15 protein-coding genes are annotated in these 17,600 nt (G+C 68.0%); all 15 read left to right on the top strand.

The genetic code is table 11. From position 1 onward, the window contains the following. The first annotated feature begins 74 nt into the window (after positions 1-74). Positions 75-638, top strand: coding sequence for an ATP-dependent protease subunit HslV (hslV, locus tag ASE28_RS08745; protein WP_057200150.1), 564 nt, complete (start codon positions 75-77; stop codon positions 636-638). Positions 639-744: 106 nt separating this feature from the next. After that, complete coding sequence (gene hslU, locus ASE28_RS08740) at positions 745-2,076, top strand: ATP-dependent protease ATPase subunit HslU (protein WP_057266260.1); 1,332 nt, start codon at positions 745-747, stop codon at positions 2,074-2,076. Positions 2,077-2,328: 252 nt separating this feature from the next. Further along, the gene (gene mraZ / locus ASE28_RS08735) at positions 2,329-2,757 is read left to right on the top strand and encodes a division/cell wall cluster transcriptional repressor MraZ (protein ID WP_057200254.1); all 429 of its coding nucleotides are present in this window, start codon (positions 2,329-2,331) and stop codon (positions 2,755-2,757) included. A 9-nt stretch (positions 2,758-2,766) separates the two neighbouring features. Next, entirely contained in the window at positions 2,767-3,696 is a 930-nt protein-coding gene (rsmH, locus tag ASE28_RS08730; protein ID WP_057200152.1) for a 16S rRNA (cytosine(1402)-N(4))-methyltransferase RsmH, read from the top strand. Beyond that, complete coding sequence (ftsL, locus tag ASE28_RS08725; RefSeq protein WP_057200153.1) at positions 3,693-4,019, top strand: cell division protein FtsL; 327 nt, start codon at positions 3,693-3,695, stop codon at positions 4,017-4,019. The genes rsmH and ftsL overlap by 4 nt, the downstream gene beginning before the upstream one ends. Next, positions 4,016-5,761: a penicillin-binding protein 2 gene (locus ASE28_RS08720; protein WP_057200154.1), complete on the top strand. Its 1,746-nt coding sequence runs from the start codon at positions 4,016-4,018 to the stop codon at positions 5,759-5,761. The genes ftsL and ASE28_RS08720 overlap by 4 nt, the downstream gene beginning before the upstream one ends. Further along, on the top strand, positions 5,758-7,257 hold the full coding sequence (locus tag ASE28_RS08715) for a UDP-N-acetylmuramoyl-L-alanyl-D-glutamate--2,6-diaminopimelate ligase (RefSeq protein WP_082604011.1): 1,500 nt from the start codon (positions 5,758-5,760) through the stop codon (positions 7,255-7,257). Before ASE28_RS08720 ends, ASE28_RS08715 begins: the two co-directional genes overlap by 4 nt. Further along, a complete protein-coding gene (gene murF / locus ASE28_RS08710) occupies positions 7,248-8,687 on the top strand; it encodes a UDP-N-acetylmuramoyl-tripeptide--D-alanyl-D-alanine ligase (protein WP_082607998.1) in 1,440 nt (479 codons plus the stop codon). Before ASE28_RS08715 ends, murF begins: the two co-directional genes overlap by 10 nt. A gap of 48 nt (positions 8,688-8,735) precedes the next feature. Continuing rightward, a complete protein-coding gene (gene mraY, locus ASE28_RS08705; protein ID WP_057200156.1) occupies positions 8,736-9,914 on the top strand; it encodes a phospho-N-acetylmuramoyl-pentapeptide-transferase in 1,179 nt (392 codons plus the stop codon). A gap of 2 nt (positions 9,915-9,916) precedes the next feature. Continuing rightward, a complete protein-coding gene (murD, locus tag ASE28_RS08700; RefSeq protein WP_082607997.1) occupies positions 9,917-12,001 on the top strand; it encodes a UDP-N-acetylmuramoyl-L-alanine--D-glutamate ligase in 2,085 nt (694 codons plus the stop codon). Further along, positions 12,001-13,281 carry a putative lipid II flippase FtsW gene (gene ftsW, locus ASE28_RS08695; protein ID WP_057200157.1) on the top strand — a complete coding sequence of 427 codons (1,281 nt, stop codon included), beginning with the start codon at positions 12,001-12,003 and terminating at the stop codon, positions 13,279-13,281. The genes murD and ftsW overlap by 1 nt, the downstream gene beginning before the upstream one ends. Beyond that, on the top strand, positions 13,278-14,348 hold the full coding sequence (gene murG / locus ASE28_RS08690) for an undecaprenyldiphospho-muramoylpentapeptide beta-N-acetylglucosaminyltransferase (protein ID WP_057266258.1): 1,071 nt from the start codon (positions 13,278-13,280) through the stop codon (positions 14,346-14,348). The genes ftsW and murG overlap by 4 nt, the downstream gene beginning before the upstream one ends. Further along, positions 14,345-15,787, top strand: a complete 1,443-nt coding sequence (murC, locus tag ASE28_RS08685; protein ID WP_057266256.1) for a UDP-N-acetylmuramate--L-alanine ligase — start codon at positions 14,345-14,347, stop codon at positions 15,785-15,787. The genes murG and murC overlap by 4 nt, the downstream gene beginning before the upstream one ends. After that, positions 15,784-16,773, top strand: coding sequence for a D-alanine--D-alanine ligase (locus ASE28_RS08680; RefSeq protein WP_057200160.1), 990 nt, complete (start codon positions 15,784-15,786; stop codon positions 16,771-16,773). Before murC ends, ASE28_RS08680 begins: the two co-directional genes overlap by 4 nt. Further along, entirely contained in the window at positions 16,773-17,567 is a 795-nt protein-coding gene (locus ASE28_RS08675; protein ID WP_057266254.1) for a cell division protein FtsQ/DivIB, read from the top strand. Before ASE28_RS08680 ends, ASE28_RS08675 begins: the two co-directional genes overlap by 1 nt. Positions 17,568-17,600: the final 33 nt, after the last annotated feature.

The raw sequence follows: 17,600 nt of genomic DNA, 5'->3' as shown, positions 1-17,600 counted from the left end.
GCTGCGTGCCTGTGCCGGGCGGCGGGCGCTGCCCCGGCTTGAAAGCCGTGCCGGCGCCCCCATCTGCGGCAGCTATGGATTCCTCAAACAACCACCCGGTGTTTCACGGCACCACCATCCTGAGCGTGCGCCGCCAGACCCCTGCCGGCGTGCAGGTAGCCATTGGCGGGGACGGCCAGGTCACCCTGGGCAACATCGTCGTCAAGGGCACCGCCCGCAAGGTGCGCAAGCTGCACCATGGCAAGGTGCTGGCCGGCTTTGCGGGCGCCACGGCCGATGCCTTCACGCTGTTCGAGCGCTTCGAGGCCAAGCTCGACAAGCACCAGGGCCACCTGGTGCGTGCCGCCATCGAACTGACCAAGGACTGGCGCACCGACCGCGTGTTGCGCCGCCTGGAGGCCATGCTGGCGGTAGCCGACCTGGAGGCTTCGCTCATCATCACCGGCAACGGCGACGTGCTGGAGCCCGAGCAGGGCATCGTGGCCATCGGCTCGGGCGGGGCCTATGCCCACTCGGCCGCCAAGGCGCTGCTCAACCACACCGACCTGCCGGCGCAGGAGATCGTCAAGAAGTCCCTCGAGATCGCGGGTGAACTGTGCATCTACACCAACATGCACCACACCATCGAAACGCTTTGATGGCTTTGCCCGGTGCGCGACTGCGCGACCCGAGCCCTCCCTTTCATGGTGCCGGCCGCAGTGTGATGCGGCGGCCGGTTCCCCCACCGAACCCAGGCGGATCCCCATGTCGTCCATGACCCCCCAAGAAATCGTCTCCGAACTCGACCACCACATCGTTGGCCAGGCCAGCGCCAAGCGTGCGGTGGCCATCGCGCTGCGCAACCGCTGGCGCCGCCAGCAGGTCGAGGGCGCGCTGCGCCACGAGATCACTCCCAAGAACATCCTCATGATCGGCCCGACAGGCGTCGGCAAGACCGAGATCGCCCGGCGCCTGGCGCGCCTGGCCGATGCGCCCTTCATCAAGGTCGAGGCCACCAAGTTCACCGAGGTGGGCTATGTGGGCAAGGACGTGGACTCCATCATCCGCGATCTGGCCGAGATCGCCGTCAAACAGACGCGCGATGCCGAGACCCGCAAGGTGCGCGCGCGTGCCGAGGATGCAGCCGAAGAGCGCATCCTGGACGTGCTGATCCCCGTGGCCCGCTCGGGCGCCGGCGGTGAAGCACCCCCTGCCACCGACAGCACGGCGCGCCAGGTGTTTCGCAAGAAGCTGCGCGAGGGCTCGCTCGACGACAAGGAGATCGAGATCGACGTGGCCGAAAGCCGGCCAGCGCTGGAGATCATGGGCCCCTCGGGCATGGAGGAGATGACCGAGCAGTTGCGTGGCATGTTCAGCCAGATGGGCCAGGACAAGCGGCGCACGCGCAAGCTCAAGATCGCCGAGGCGCTCAAGCTGCTCGTTGAGGAGGAGGCCGCCAAGCTCGTCAACGAGGAAGAGATCAAGACCCGCGCCATCGCCAACGCCGAGCAGAACGGCATCGTCTTCATCGACGAGATCGACAAGGTGGCATCGCGCCAGGAAAGCAGTGGCGCCGATGTTTCGCGCCAGGGCGTGCAGCGCGATCTGCTGCCGCTGGTGGAGGGAACCACCGTGTCCACCAAGTACGGCATGGTCAAGACCGACCACATCCTGTTCATCGCCTCGGGCGCCTTTCACCTGGCCAAGCCCAGCGACCTGATTCCCGAACTGCAGGGGCGCTTTCCGATCCGGGTGGAATTGGGCTCGCTCTCGGTGCAGGATTTCGAGGCCATCCTCGTGCAGACCCATGCCTCCCTGGTCAAGCAGTACCAGGCGCTGCTGGCCACCGAGGGGGTCACCCTGGAATTCGCCTCCGAGGGCATCACGCGCCTGGCGCACATCGCGTTCGAGGTCAACGAGCGCACCGAGAACATCGGCGCGCGCCGGCTTTCCACCGTGATGGAGCGGCTGCTCGATGAGGTGAGTTTCGACGCCACGCGGCTGTCGGGTCAGACGGTCACCATCGATGCGGCCTATGTCGATGCCCGGCTGCAAACCCTGAGCCAGAACGAGGACCTCTCGCGCTACATCCTGTGACCTTGGGCGCTGCCTTGAGGTAACACTTGCATAGGCTGCTCTAAGTGGTTCTTTTTCAACGACTTTTGCTTGTTTGGCTTCTTCGGAGTTGCGCCTAAGTCCTTGATTTCATTACAAAAGTTTGTTGTGCACCCCCTTGCTCGGTGTGCTTTTCCTGCTACAGTGCAAAAAAGTGCAATTAAGTGGTGAAAAGTGCCCTCGAAGACCCTTTGCACGGGTTGAGTGGATCCATACCGAGTGGGGATTTTTTTCGTGTTCCAAGGTGCCTCGTCGCTGAGTCTCGATGCGAAGGGTCGGCTGTCCGTGCCGACCCGGCATCGTGACGTCCTCGCCGCGACGGCCGCCGGGCAACTCACGATCACCAAGCACCCCCATGGCTGCCTGATGGTCTTTCCCCGTCCCGAGTGGGAAAAATTCCGCGAGCGCATTGCCGAGCTGCCCATGTCCGCCCAGTGGTGGAAGCGCATCTTCCTGGGCAATGCCCAGGACGTGGAGATGGACGGCACGGGGCGCGTCCTCGTTTCCCCCGAACTGCGCGAGGCCGCCGGCATTTCGCGCGAGACCATGCTGCTGGGCATGGGCAACCATTTCGAACTCTGGGACAAGGCCACCTATGACGAGCAGGAGGCCAAGGCCATGCAGGGTGAAATGCCCGACGTCTTCAAGGACTTCTCTTTCTAAAGGCGCGCGGTGACCGAGGCTTTGCAACATACGACCGTCCTGCTCGAAGAAGCGGTGGACGCGCTGCTCGGCGGCGCGGGCCCCGAGCCGTCTGGCACCTTTGTGGACGCCACCTTCGGGCGCGGGGGGCACTCGCGCCGGATCTTGCTGCGGCTGGGGCCAGAGGGGCGTCTTGTGGCATTCGACAAGGACCCCGAAGCCATCGCCGAAGCAACGCGCATCAACGATGCGCGTTTTTCCATTCGGCACGAAGGATTTCGCCACCTCGGTGAACTGCCTGCGGGCAGTGCCGCAGGCGTGCTGATGGACCTGGGCGTGAGCTCGCCCCAGATCGACAGCCCCGAGCGGGGTTTCAGTTTCCGTTTCGATGGCCCGCTGGACATGCGCATGGATACCACGCGTGGCGAAAGCGTGGCCCAGTGGTTGGCAACTGCCGAGGTTCAACAGATTGCGGAGGTGATACGTGACTACGGTGAAGAACGGTTTGCTGGCCCCATTGCAAAGGCGATTGTTGCGCGGCGCGAAGAGCGGGGGCCTGTTGCAACCACCGGTGAACTGGCCAGTCTCGTGGCTGGCACGGTCAAAACCCGCGAGCAGGGCCAGAACCCTGCAACGCGCACATTTCAGGCTCTTCGGATTTTCATCAACGCCGAGCTTGAAGAGCTGCAACAGGCGCTAGAGGCCAGCCTGTCGGTGCTGCAGCCGGGCGGGCGCCTGGCGGTGATCAGCTTCCATTCGCTGGAAGACCGCATCGTCAAGCAGTTCATCGCCAAGCACTCCAAGGAGGTCTACGACCGCCGCGCACCCTTTGCCGTGCCCCAGGCCATGAGGCTGGTGGCGCTGGACCGCATCAAGCCCAGCGCGGCCGAAGTGGCCGGCAACCCCCGTTCGCGCAGCGCGATCATGCGCGTGGCCGAGCGCACCGAGGTGCCCGCATGACCCGGTTGAACCTGGTGCTGCTGCTGGCGGTGCTGGCCAGCGCGCTGTTCCTGGTGCACACCCAGTACCAGTCGCGCCGCCTGTTCACCGAGCTCGACCGCGCCACGGCCGAGGCCCGCCGGCTGGAAACCGAGCACCAGCGCCTGCAGGTGGAAAAGCGCGCCCAGGCCACGCCGCTGCGCGTGGAAAAGCTCGCGCGCGCGCAGCTGCAGATGCGCACGGCCACGCCGGCCATCACCCAGTACGTGTCCGACCCGGCCGGTGTCACGGCCGCCGCCTCGCCCTCGCAGGCCGCGGCACCCGCCACAGGGGTGCAGCCATGAGCCGCAGCGTTCTGTACACCTCCAGCCCGCTGCTGGCCAGCAAGACGCCCGTCTGGCGCAGCAAGTTCATCGTGGCAATGATCGCGCTGGGCTTTCTGGGCCTGGGCGCGCGGGCGGCCTATGTGCAGGTGTTCGGCAACGCGTTCTTCCAGCGCCAGGGCGAGGTGCGCTTTGCCCGCACCCTGGAGATGCCGGCCAACCGCGGCAAGATCCTCGACCGCAACGGCCTGATCCTGGCCTCCAGTGTGCCGGCTGCCAGCATCTGGGCCATCCCCGAGGACGTGGAGCAGGACCAGCCCGAGGTCAAGGCCAAGATGAAGCAACTGGCCAAGCTGCTGGAGATGCCGCTGTCCGAACTCAACGCCAAACTGGCCGATGAGGACAAGACCTTCGTCTGGATCAAGCGCCAGCTCGACTGGGAAGTGGGCCAGCAGATTGCCGCCCTGGGCATCAAGGGTATCTACCAGCGCAAGGAATACAAGCGCCAGTACCCCGAGGGCGAGGCTGCTGCGCACGTGGTCGGCTTCACCAACGTCGAGGACCATGGCCAGGAGGGCATGGAGCTGGCCTTCAACAAGGAGCTGGCCGGCAAGGCCGGATCGCGCCGCGTGATCAAGGACCGCCTGGGCCGCGTGGTCGAGGGCGTGGGCGAGACCGTGCCACCCGTGGACGGGCGCGACATGCAACTGTCCATCGACAGCAAGGTGCAGTTCTTCGCCTACCAGAAGCTGCGCGACCAGGTCGCCCTGCACAAGGCCAAGGCCGGTAGCGTGGTGGTGCTCGATGCCCACACGGGCGAATTGCTGGCCCTGGCCAACTACCCGAGCTATGTGCCCGACAAGCGCCAGCACCTCACTGGCGAGCAACTGCGCAACCGCGCGCTGACCGATGTGTTCGAGCCCGGTTCGACCATGAAGCCATTCACCATCGGTCTGGCGCTGGAGTCGGGGCGGGTCAAGCCCGACACGATCGTGGATACCAATCCCGGCCGCATCACCATCACGGGCTCCACCATTTCCGACACGAGCAACCATGGGGTGCTCACCGTCGAAGGCGTGATCCAGAAGTCGAGCAACGTGGGCACCACCAAGATCGCCATGCAGATGCCGGCGCGTGAAATGTGGGAGACCTTCTCGGCTGCGGGCTTTGGCCAGAAGCCGCAAATCACTTTTCCTGGCGTCGTCACCGGCAAGCTGCGCCCCTACAAGACCTGGCGCCCTGTGGAGCAGGCCACCATGTCCTACGGCTACGGCCTGTCGGCCAGCCTGTTCCAGATGGCCCGTTCGTACACCGTGTTCGCCAACGGCGGCAAGGTGATCCCGGCCACCATGTTCAAGACCGATGAGCCCGCCATCGGCGTGCCCGTGTTCTCCGAGCGCACGGCCGACCAGGTGCGCAAGATGCTGCAGATGGCCGCCGGCCCCGGCGGCACCGGCCAGAAGGCCCAGACCCTGGGCTATTCGGTGGGTGGCAAGTCCGGCACGGCGCGCAAGCAGGTGGGCAAGAGCTATGCCTCCGGCAAGTACCGCGCCTGGTTCACCGGCATGGCGCCCATCGACAAGCCGCGCATCATCGTTGCCGTGATGATCGACGAGCCCAACAACGGTGTGTACTACGGCGGCGCCGTGGCCGCCCCGGTGTTCAGCGAGGTGGTGCAGCAGACGCTGCGCATGATGGGCGTGCAGCCCGACATGGCTGTCAAGCCCCAGATCGTGGCCAACCCCGTGGAGGAATCCCTGTGACCCAGGTGCTGAACTCCCCCCGCGACGCAGTGCAGTGGCTGCGCGGCCGCGTCACCGGCACGCTGCAGACCGACAGCCGTCTGATCGGCCCGGGCGACGGCTTCATTGCCTGGCCCGGTGCGGCCACCGACGGGCGTGCCCATGTGTCCGATGCCCTGGTGCGCGGTGCCACGGCCTGCCTGGTGGAGCAGGCGGGCGTGGAGGTGTTTGCGCTGGAGGGTGAGCATATCGCCGCACTGCCGGGCCTCAAGGCCGCCACCGGCCCGATGGCGGCCGAGTGGTTCGACCATCCCACCCAGCGGCTCGATGTGCTTGCCGTGACGGGCACCAACGGCAAGACCAGCACCGCCTCTTGGCTGGCCGATGCGCTCAACCTGCTGGCGGGCCCGCAGTACGGCAAGGGCTGCGCTATCGTCGGCACCCTGGGGCTCGGGCGGCCACCGGCACTCACCTACACCGGCATGACCACGCCCGACCCCGTGCGCCTGCAGCGCGCCTTCGCGCAGTTCGCGGAGGAGGGAATGGGCGCTTGCGCCATCGAGGCCTCGTCCATCGGCATCGCCGAGCGGCGCCTGGACGGCACGCGCATCCGCGTGGCCGTGTTCACTAACTTCACGCAGGACCACCTGGATTACCACGGCAGCATGGCCGACTACTGGCTGGCCAAGCGCGAGCTGTTCGGCTGGGCCGGCCTGCAGGCCGCTGTGGTCAACGTGGACGACCCGGCCGGCGCGCAACTGCATGCCGAGCTGGCGGGCACGGCGCTGGACCTGTGGGGCATAGCCCTTGAAGCCGACGCCCGCCTGGTCGCCCGCGACGTGGCACTGGGCGAGCAGGGCCTGCGCTTCACCGTGGTGGAGGGCGCAGAGCGGCAGGTCCTGCAGACCCGCGTGATCGGCCAGTACAACATCCTGAACCTGCTGGGCGTGCTGGCCACGCTGCGCAGCCTGGGCGTGTCCCTGGCCGATGCCGTCGATGCCTGCAGCCGCCTGCAGCCGGTGCCCGGGCGCATGCAGCGCCTGGTGGCGCCAGGGCAACCCCTGGTGGCCGTGGACTACGCCCACACCCCCGATGCGCTGGACAAGGCGCTGCGCGCGCTGCGCCCCCTGGCGGAGGAACGCGGCGGCCAGTTGTGGTGCGTGTTCGGCTGTGGCGGCGACCGCGACGCCGGCAAGCGCCCGCTGATGGGCGCCGTGGCGCAGCAGCAGGCCGACCGCGTGCTGGTGACCAGCGACAACCCGCGCAGCGAAGACCCCGCCCTGATCATCCACCAGATCCTGCAAGGCACGATTGCCGGCGCCTCGGTGCTGCCCGAGCCCGACCGCGCCGCCGCCATCGCGGCCGCCATCGGTGAAGCCGATGCCCTGGACGTGGTACTGATCGCCGGCAAGGGACACGAAGACACCCAGGAGACGGCCGGCGTGCGCCTGCCGTTCTCCGACATGGCCCATGCGCAGGCTGCGCTGCAGGCCCGAGGAGCCCGCACATGGGCATGATGATGAACCTGCGCCAGGCGCACGCCCTCATCCATCCGCGCATCGCTTCGGCGTGCTTGGTGGGCGATGGCGATGTGGCGCTGCAGCGCGTGCACACCGATACCCGCAGCCTGCTGGCGGGCGACCTGTTCGTGGCGCTCAAGGGCGAACGCTTCGATGCCAATGCCTTCCTGGACCAGGCCCGTACGGGCGGGGCTGCCGCAGCGATTGCGCATGGCGGCCTCGAAGCGGCCGGCATGCCTGGTATCGAGGTGCCCGACAGCCTGGCCGCATTGGGTGCGCTCGCCACCGGCTGGCGCACGCAACTGCGCCTGCCGCTGATCGGCGTGACCGGCAGCAACGGCAAGACCACGGTGACGCAGATGATCGCCTCCATCCTGCGCGCCTGGCAGGGCGATGCCGCCTTTGCCACCGAGGGCAATTTCAATAACGACATCGGCGTGCCGCTGATGCTGCTGCGCCTGCGCGAATCGCACCGCGCCGCCGTGATCGAGATGGGCATGAACCACCCCGGCGAGATCGCCGTGCTGGCCGCCATGGCCCAACCCACGGTGGCCCTGGTGAACAACGCGCAACGTGAACACATGGAGTTCATGCACACGGTGGAAGCCGTGGCGCGCGAGAACGGCTCGGTGTTCGCGGCGCTGCCCGCCGATGGCGTGGCCGTGTTTCCCGCTGCCGACCCCTTCACGCCGCTGTGGCGCGAGCTGGCCGGAGCACGCCGCTGCCTCGCGTTCGGCGAGGGGGGCGATGTGGCCTGCGCGTCTGCCGAATGGACACAGGGCGCCTGGGTTGTGCAGGTGCAGACACCCGCCGGGGCCCTCGATTGCCGCCTGCAGATCGCCGGCCGCCACAACGTGACCAATGCACTGGCGGGCACCGCCTGCGCCCTGGCCGCCGGTGTGCCGCTGGCCGCCATCGCCCGGGGGCTCGATGCTTTCGTGCCGGTCAAGGGCCGCTCGCGCGCCTTCAGCGTGCAGCACGCCGGGCGCGAGATCACCGTGGTGGACGACACCTACAACTCCAACCCCGATTCGCTGCAGGCCGCCATCCACGTGCTGGCGGCCTTGCCCGGCCCGCACCTGCTGGTGGTGGGCGATATCGGCGAGGTAGGCGAGCAAGGGCCGCAGTTCCACACCGAGGCAGGCGCCCAAGCCAAGGCGGCCGGCATCGCCACCCTGTATGCGCTGGGAACGCTGTCGGCACACACCGCGCGGGCCCATGGGGCTGCCACGCATTTCGAGGGCATGGAACAGCTGCAGTCTGCGGTCTGTGCCGCGCTGCCCACGGTGGGCAGTGTGCTCGTCAAGGGTTCGCGCTTCATGAAGATGGAAAGGGTGGTGCAGGCCATTGCCGCTGCCGCCGCCCCGCCAGCAACACAACAAGAACAACAAGGAAAGTCCGAGGGAACCCATGACGCAACGCACTGAATCGACAAGCGCTCGCCGGGCACGTTGCCTCTTGCAGGGAGGTGCCGCATGCTGCTGATCCTGTCGCAATGGCTGCAGGGGCTGTCGCCCGAGCTCGGTTTTTTCCGCGTGTTCCAGTACCTCACCTTCCGCGCGGTGATGGCCGCGCTCACGGCGCTGTTGATCGGCCTGGTGGCCGGCCCCAAGGTGATCCGCGTGCTCACCTCGCTCAAGATCGGCCAGCCCATCCGGGGCTACGCCATGCAGTCGCACCTGTCCAAGAGCGGCACGCCGACCATGGGTGGGGTGCTTATCCTGCTGTCGATCGCGATTTCCACGATCCTGTGGTTCGACCTGTCCAACCGCTTCGTCTGGATCGTGCTCATCGTGACGCTGGGCTTTGGCGCCATCGGCTGGGTCGATGACTGGCGCAAGGTGGTCAACAAGGACCCCGAGGGCATGCGCTCGCGCGAGAAGTATTTCTGGCAGTCCGTCATCGGCCTGATTGCGGCCGTCTACCTGGTGTTCAGTATCTCCGAGAGCTCCAACGCCAAGGTCTTCGAGCTGTTCATGACCTGGGTGCAGTCGGGCTTCTCGCTGGACCTGCCGCCCAAGGCCGGCCTGCAACTGCCCTTCTTCAAGGAAGTGAGCTACCCGCTGGGCGTGCTCGGCTTCGTGATCCTGACCTACCTGGTCATCGTGGGCTCGAGTAACGCCGTGAACCTGACCGACGGGCTCGATGGCCTGGCCATCATGCCGGTGGTGATGGTGGGCTCGGCCCTCGGTGTGTTCGCTTACGTCACCGGCAGCTCGGTCTACTCCAAGTACCTGTTCTTCCCGAACATCCCGGGGGCTGGCGAACTGCTGATCTTCTGCGCCGCCATGGCGGGTGCGGGCCTGGCCTTCCTGTGGTTCAACGCCCACCCCGCGCAGGTGTTCATGGGCGACGTGGGCGCGCTGGCGCTGGGCGCGGCGCTGGGCACCATCGCCGTCATCGTGCGCCAGGAGATCGTGCTGGCCATCATGGGCGGCATCTTCGTGGTCGAGGCCTTGTCGGTGATGCTGCAGGTGGTCTGGTTCAAGTACACCAAGAAGCGCTACGGCGAAGGCCGCCGCCTGCTCAAGATGGCGCCCCTGCACCACCACTTCGAGAAGAGTGGCTGGAAGGAGACCCAGGTGGTCGTGCGCTTCTGGATCATCACCATGCTGCTGTGCCTGATCGGCCTGTCCACGCTCAAGCTGCGCTGACCATGACGACCACGCCCCACGATCCCCACGCCAGCGGCACCGAGCCCGTCGATCACCTGCCCCCATCGGCAGGCGATGGCCTGCCTGTGCCAGGCGGTGAGGAGGCTGTTGTGCCGCAAGAGCGCGTGGATGAGGCCGGTGCCGAGTCGGTTGCCTTGCCCGGAGAAACGCCGGTCGAAGCGGTTCACGGCGACGAACCCGCCGCAGAGCCCGAACCTACGCCGGACGCCGCAGCCGTCCCTGCGCCTTCTGCGGTGCCAGCTGCCGATGGCTATGTGGCCCCCGCCATTTCGGCCGCCAAGGCAGCCGCTGATTTCGTGGCACAGATCTTTGCCGAGGTGAATGCGCCAGACACGACAGAGCCATCGCCGCTGTTGGCCATGCCCGTGGACGCGCCCGATGGCGAGGCCGAGCCAGCGCAACCCCTGGGCCGGCCGGGTGAGGGCATGCTGCCCTATGAGGGCAAGCACTTTCTGGTGCTGGGCCTGGGCGCCTCGGGCCTGGCCATGGCACGCTGGTGCGTGCGCTGCGGCGCCACCGTCACCGTGGCCGATACCCGCGCCGCGCCGCCCCAACTGGCGGTGCTGCAGCGCGAACTGCCCGGCGTGCGTTTCGTGGCTGGTCCGTTCGATGCCAGTCTGGTCGAAGGCGGCGCTGGCGTGCATGCCGTCTACCGCTCGCCCGGCCTGAGCCCGGCCACGGTGGCGCCGGTCTGGGCGGCGGCTCAGGCCATCGGCCTGGCCACGGGCGGCGAGCTGGGCCTGTATGCCGCAGCGCTGCAGTACCTGCGCGCATCGCACGGCTACGCGCCGGCGGTGCTGGCCATCACCGGCACCAACGGCAAGACCACCGTCACCTCGCTCACCGGCCAACTGGTGGAGCGCGCCGGCAAGACCGTGGCCGTGGCCGGCAACATCGGCCCCACCCTGCTCGACACCCTGGCCGGGCACATCGACGCCGATACCCTGCCCGAAGTCTGGGTGCTGGAGCTTTCAAGCTTCCAGCTCGATGGCGCCACGGGCTTCGAGCCCACGGCCGCCACCGTGCTCAACATCACGCAGGACCACCTGGACTGGCATGGCGACATTGCCGCCTATGCCGGCGCCAAGGCACGCATCTTCGGCGACACGGCGCTGATGGTGCTCAACCGGGACGACCCCACCGTCATGGACATGCTGGGCTCGGCTTCTGCTGCTGCGGCCCAGGCAGCGCAGGCTGCTGCACTGGCGGCATCCGGCAAATCCGTACCGACCTCGCGCAGCAAGCAGCCCGCGAAGGTGCCGCTGCGCGAGCACCTGAGCTTCGGCATCGACATGCCCCGGCGCCCTGGCGACTTCGGCATGGAGATCGTGGGCGGCATGCCCTGGCTGGTGCGAGCCCTGGAGGCCGACGAAACGCGCAAGCGCAGCACGCGCCGCCGTGCCGTGGTGCCGGCACAGGGCGATGCAGCGGCCGCCGCTGTTGCGATGGACGAGGAAGACTTGCACATCCAGCGCCTGATGCCCGCCGACGCACTGCGTATCCGCGGGCGCCACAACGCCTCCAACGCCCTGGCGGCGCTGGCGCTCGCATCGTCGGCAGGCTGCACGCTGTCGGCCATGCTGTTCGGCCTGCGCGAGTACCGGGGCGAGCCGCACCGCGTGGAGCCCGTGGCCTTGATCGACGGTGTGGAGTATTTCGACGACAGCAAGGGCACCAACGTGGGTGCCACTGTGGCCGCGCTCAACGGCCTGGGGGCTGACCGGCGCATCGTGCTGATCCTGGGCGGCGACGGCAAGGGCCAGGATTTCGCGCCCTTGGCCACGCCCGTGGCGCGCTATGCCCGCGCCGTGGTGCTCATCGGGCGTGACGCGCCGCTGATCCGCACGGCCCTGCACGAGGCCGGCGTGCCGCTGCTCGATGCGGCCACGCTGCCCGAGGCCGTGCACCAGGCCGCGCAGCGCGCGCGTTCGGGCGATGCGGTGCTGATGTCGCCCGCCTGCGCGAGCTTCGACATGTTCACCGGCTACGAACACCGCGCGCGTGTGTTCTGCGACACGGTGCTGGCCATGGCGCAGGACGCCGGCCAATCCCTGGAGGGCATGTGATGGCTGCAAGCAGCGCCAGCGCCCCCATCAGCTTCCCGCAACGCCTGGCCGGCTGGCTCGGCCGCCTCAGCGGCAAGGCCGGCGAGGTGCTGCCCGTGCGCGTGGGCGGCACCGAATACCGCCAGTCGACCACCACACCCGCGAGCGTGCTGGGCTTTGACCAGGCCCTGTTGTGGGTGGTGGTGGCACTGCTCGCCTGGGGGTTGGTGATGGTGTATTCGGCATCGATTGCCATGCCGGACAACCCGCGCTTCGCCAACTACGCGCCCACGCATTTCCTTACCCGCCATGTGATGTACCTCGTGGTGGGTTTTGTCGCGGCGCTGCTGACCTTCCAGGTGCCCATGAAGCTCTGGGAGCGCGCGGCGCCCTGGCTCTTCGTGGCGGCGCTGCTGCTGCTGGTGGCCGTGCTGATTCCGGGCGTGGGCAAGGTGGTCAACGGGGCCCGGCGCTGGCTGTCCATCGGGCCGGTGGGCTTCCAGCCCTCCGAGGTGGCCAAGTTCGCCGTGCTCATCTATGCCGCCGACTACATGGTGCGCAAGATGGAGGTCAAGGAACGGTTCTTCCGCGCCGTGCTGCCCATGGGCGCTGCCGTGGCCATCGTGGGCGTGCTGCTGCTGGCCGAGCCCGACATGGGGGCCTTCATGGTGGTGGCGGTGATCGCCATGGGCATCCTGTTCCTGGGCGGCGTCAACGCGCGCATGTTCTTCCTGATCGCTGGGGTGCTGGTAGGCGCCTTTGCCCTGATGATCGCCAGCTCGCCCTGGCGCCGCGAGCGGGTGTTCGCCTACCTCGACCCCTTCAGCGAACAGCATGCACTGGGCAAGGGTTACCAGCTGTCGCACTCGCTGATCGCCATCGGGCGCGGCGAAATCTTCGGCGTGGGCCTGGGCGGCAGCGTCGAGAAGCTGCACTGGCTGCCCGAGGCGCACACCGACTTCCTGCTGGCCGTGATCGGCGAGGAATTCGGCCTGGTGGGTGTACTGGTGCTCATCGTGCTGTTCCTGTGGATGACGCGCCGCATCATGCACATCGGGCGCCAGGCGATCGCGCTGGACCGCGTTTTTGCCGGCCTGGTTGCCCAGGGCGTGGCGATCTGGATCGGCTTCCAGGCCTTCATCAACATGGGCGTGAACCTGGGGGCGCTGCCCACCAAGGGGCTGACCTTGCCGCTGATGAGCTTTGGGGGCTCGGCCATCCTGATGAATCTGGTGGCGATTGCGGTGGTGCTCCGCGTCGATTACGAGAACAAACACATGATGCGCGGAGGTCGCGTATGACGGCGCCCAAGACTGCCCTCATCATGGCCGGTGGCACCGGCGGCCATATCTTCCCCGGCCTGGCCGTGGCCGAGGAGCTGCGTGCGCGCGGCTGGCGCGTGCACTGGCTGGGTGCGCCCGGCAGCATGGAGTCGCGCATCGTGCCCGCGCAGGGCTTTGCGCTGGAAACCATCGATTTTTCGGGTGTGCGCGGCAAGGGCCTGGTCACCCTGGCCCTGCTGCCGCTGCGCCTGCTGCGCGCCTTCTGGCAGGCGCTGCAGGTGGTGCGCCGCGTGAAGCCCGACGTGGTGGTGGGCCTCGGGGGCTACATCACCTTTCCGGGCGGCATGATGGCCGTGCTGTGCGGCAAGCCGCTGGTGCTGCACGAGCAGAACTCCGTGGCCGGCATGGCCAACAAGGTGCTGGCCGGCGTGGCCGACCGGGTGTTCACCGCCTTCCCGAATGTCTTCAAGAAGGGCCGGTGGGTGGGCAACCCGCTGCGCGCCCCGTTCACCCGCCAGGGCGAGCCGGCCGAGCGGTTTGCCGGCCGCAGCGGCCCGCTGCGCCTGCTGGTGGTGGGTGGCAGCCTGGGCGCGCGTGCGCTCAACGAGATCGTGCCGCAGGCGCTGGCCCTCATCCCGTCCGAGAACCGGCCCGTGGTGACGCACCAGAGCGGCGCCACCCAGATCGACGCGCTGCGCGCCCACTATGCCGCCGCAGGCGTCGAGGCCGAACTGACCCCCTTCATCGACGACACCGCCAGCGCGTTTGCGCAGGCCGACATCATCGTCTGCCGCGCGGGCGCCAGCACCGTGACCGAGATCGCCGCCGTGGGCGCGGCCGCCCTGTTCGTGCCTTTCCCCTCGGCGGTAGACGACCACCAGACCACCAACGCCCGGTTCCTCGTGGCCAGCGAGGGCGGCTGGCTGGTGCCGCAGCGCGAGCTCACGGCCCAGGGCCTGGCGGCGGTGCTGCGCAACACAGAGCGCCCGGAGCTGCTGCACCGGGCCACAGAAGCCAAGAAAATGCAAAAAACCAACGCCACCCATGAGGTGGTGACTGCCTGCGAGGAGCTTGCAACACCATGAAGCACGCCATTCGCCACATCCATTTCGTAGGCCTCGGGGGCGCCGGCATGAGCGGCATCGCCGAGGTGCTGTTCAACCTGGGCTACCGCATCTCCGGCTCGGACCTGGCCGACAGCGCCACCCTGCGCCGGCTGCAGGGCCTGGGCATCAAGACCTGCCTGGGCCATGCGGCCGCGCACATCGACGGCGCCGACGCCGTGGTCACTTCCACCGCCGTCACGGCCGACAACCCCGAGGTGCTGGCCGCGCGCGACAAGCGCATCCCCGTGGTGCCGCGCGCGCTGATGCTGGCCGAGCTGATGCGCCTCAAGCAAGGCATCGCGATTGCCGGCACGCACGGCAAGACCACCACCACCAGCCTGGTCACCAGCGTGCTGGCCGAGGCGGGGCTGGACCCCACCTTCGTGATCGGTGGGCGCCTGAACAGCGCCGGTGCCAATGCCAAGCTGGGCAGCGGCGACTACATCGTGGTCGAGGCCGACGAGTCCGACGCCTCGTTCCTGAACCTGCTGCCGGTGATGGCGGTGGTGACCAACATCGATGCCGACCACATGGAAACCTACGGGCACGACTTCGGCCGGCTCAAGGGCGCCTTCGTCGACTTCCTGCACCGCATGCCTTTCTACGGCACGGCCATCCTGTGCGTGGACAGCCCGGCGGTGCGCGACATCCTGCAGAGCGTGACCTGCCCGATCACGAGCTACGGCTTTTCCGAGGACGCCCAGGTGCGTGCCATCAACGTGCGCGCCGAGGCGGGCCAGATGCGCTTCACCGTGCAGCGGCGCAACGGCGTCACCCTGCCCGACATGGAGATCGTGCTCAACCTCGCGGGCGAGCACAACGTGCTCAACGCGCTCTCGGCGATTGCCGTGGCGGTGGAGCTCAACATCCCCGACGAGGCCGTGCAGCGTGCGCTCGCCGGCTTCAAGGGCGTGGGCCGGCGCTTCCAGAGCTATGGCGACCTGCCCGCCAGGGACGGCGGCAGCTTCACCGTCATCGACGACTACGGCCACCACCCGGTGGAGATGGCCGCAACGCTGGCGGCGGCGCGTGGCGCCTTCCCCGGGCGGCGCCTGGTGCTGGCCTTTCAGCCGCACCGCTACAGCCGCACGCGCGACTGCTTCGAGGATTTCGTGAAGGTCATCGGCAACGCCGATGCCGTGCTGCTCACCGAGGTCTATGCCGCAGGCGAGGCCCCCGTGGTGGCGGCCGATGGCCGTTCGCTCGCACGCGCACTGCGCGTCGCCGGGCGCGTGGAGCCGGTCTTCGTGGACGACGTGGTCGAGCTGCCCCAGGCCATTGCCGACAACGCGCGCAACGGCGACGTGGTGATGTGCATGGGAGCAGGCTCCATCGGTGCCGTGCCGGCCAAGGTGGTCGACATGCTGCAGAACAACAACCAATCCAACCACAAGGCGCTGGCGGGGAGCGCGACATGACGATGACGACGAAACTGGGTTCCAACATCGATGTGAAGGCACTGGGCAAGGTCGCCGTGCTGATGGGTGGCGCGTCCGCCGAGCGCGAGGTGTCGTTGATGTCCGGCACCGGTGTGCTGCAGGCGCTGCGCTCGCGCGGCGTGGACGCGCATGCCTTCGATCCCTCGCAGAACGACCTGGGCGAGCTGCGCAGAGACGGCTATGCGCGCTGCTTCATCGCACTGCATGGCCGCCATGGCGAGGACGGCACGGTACAGGGCGCGCTGGAGCTGCTGCGCATCCCTTACACCGGCCCGGGCGTGATGGCCTCGAGCATCGCGGTGGACAAGATCATGACCAAGCGCATCTGGCGCGCCGAAGGCCTGCCCACGCCCGACTGGCGCCTGGTGGGCAGCGTGGCCGAGACCACGGACGCGCTGGCGGCGCTGGGCGCCCCGATGATCGTCAAGCCCTCGCGCGAGGGCTCCACCATCGGCCTGACCAAGGTCACCTCGCCTGAGCAGTGTGCACAGGCCTATGCCCTGGCTTCGCGCTACGACCCTGAAGTGCTGTGCGAGCAGTTCATCGAGGGTGAGGAAACCACCTGCCCGATCCTGGGCGAGGGGGCTGGCGCCTATGCGCTGCCGGTGATCCGCATCGTGGCGCCCGAAGGCAACTACGACTACCAGAACAAGTATTTCACCGACGTCACCCAGTACCACTGCCCGAGCGGCCTGCCCGAGGCCGAAGAGCGCGAGATCCAGCGCCTGGTGGTGGCAGCATTCCGCTCGCTGGGCTGCCGCGGCTGGGCGCGTGCGGACATCATGATCCGCGCCAGCGACCGCCAGCCCTTCCTGCTGGAGATCAACACCTCGCCCGGCATGACCGGGCACTCGCTCGTGCCCATGTCGGCACGTGCCTCGGGCATCAGCTACGAAGACCTGTGCGTGGGGGTGCTGGCCACGGCCACCATGGACACGCCCGCCGGCAGCACCCTGGGAACCTGATGAACAACACGCTGCCCGCACCGCTGGACGTCAAGCTCATGAACATGACCGCATCGGTCCTGTTCGTGGGCTGCGCCATGCTCGTGCTGGCAGCGGGGGCCTGGTGGGTGCTGCGCTACCCGGGCTTTGCCATCGCCCGCATCGTGGTGCAGGGCGAGCTGGTGCACAACAACGCCGTCACCCTGCGGGCCAACGTGGCGCCGCACCTGGTGGGCAACTTCTTCACGGTGGACCTGCGCAAGGCGCGCGAAGCCTTCGAGCAGGTGCCCTGGGTGCGCAAGGCGTCGGTACGGCGTGAGTTCCCGGGCAGCCTGCACGTGGTGCTCGAAGAGCACGACGCCGTGGCGTACTGGGGGCCCGAGTCGGGTTCGGCCATGGTCAACACGCAGGGCGAGGTGTTCGAGGCCAATGTCGGCGACGTGGACCAGGACGGCCTGCCGCGCCTGCAGGGGCCGGGCGGCAGTTCGGGCGAGGTGCTGCAGATGTACGGCCTGCTGCAGCCGGTGTTCGAACCGCTGGGCATGGACATGGAAGAGCTGGCATTGACCGGCCGGGGCGGCTGGCGCGCCACGCTGGACACCGGGGCGGTGGTGGAGCTGGGAGGCGGCACACCGCAAGAGGTGGTGGCCCGTGCCAAGCGCTTTGCGCGCACGCTGACCCAGGTGGCGGCCCAGTACAAGCGCCGGGTGGACGCCCTCGAATCGGCGGACCTGCGGCACGCGGGGGGGTATGCGCTGCGCCTCAAGGGCGTGACCACCACGGAGGCGGCCGCAGTTGCCGCCCCCCGGAGGTAGCCACCATGCATGAACGAACCCGCAGCCGGCGCA

The organism is Acidovorax sp. Root219 (assembly GCF_001428665.1).
Lineage (GTDB): Bacteria > Pseudomonadota > Gammaproteobacteria > Burkholderiales > Burkholderiaceae_C > Acidovorax.
The sequence above is the reverse complement of the archived record's forward strand: the minus strand, read 5'-3'. Positions and strand labels throughout refer to the sequence as shown.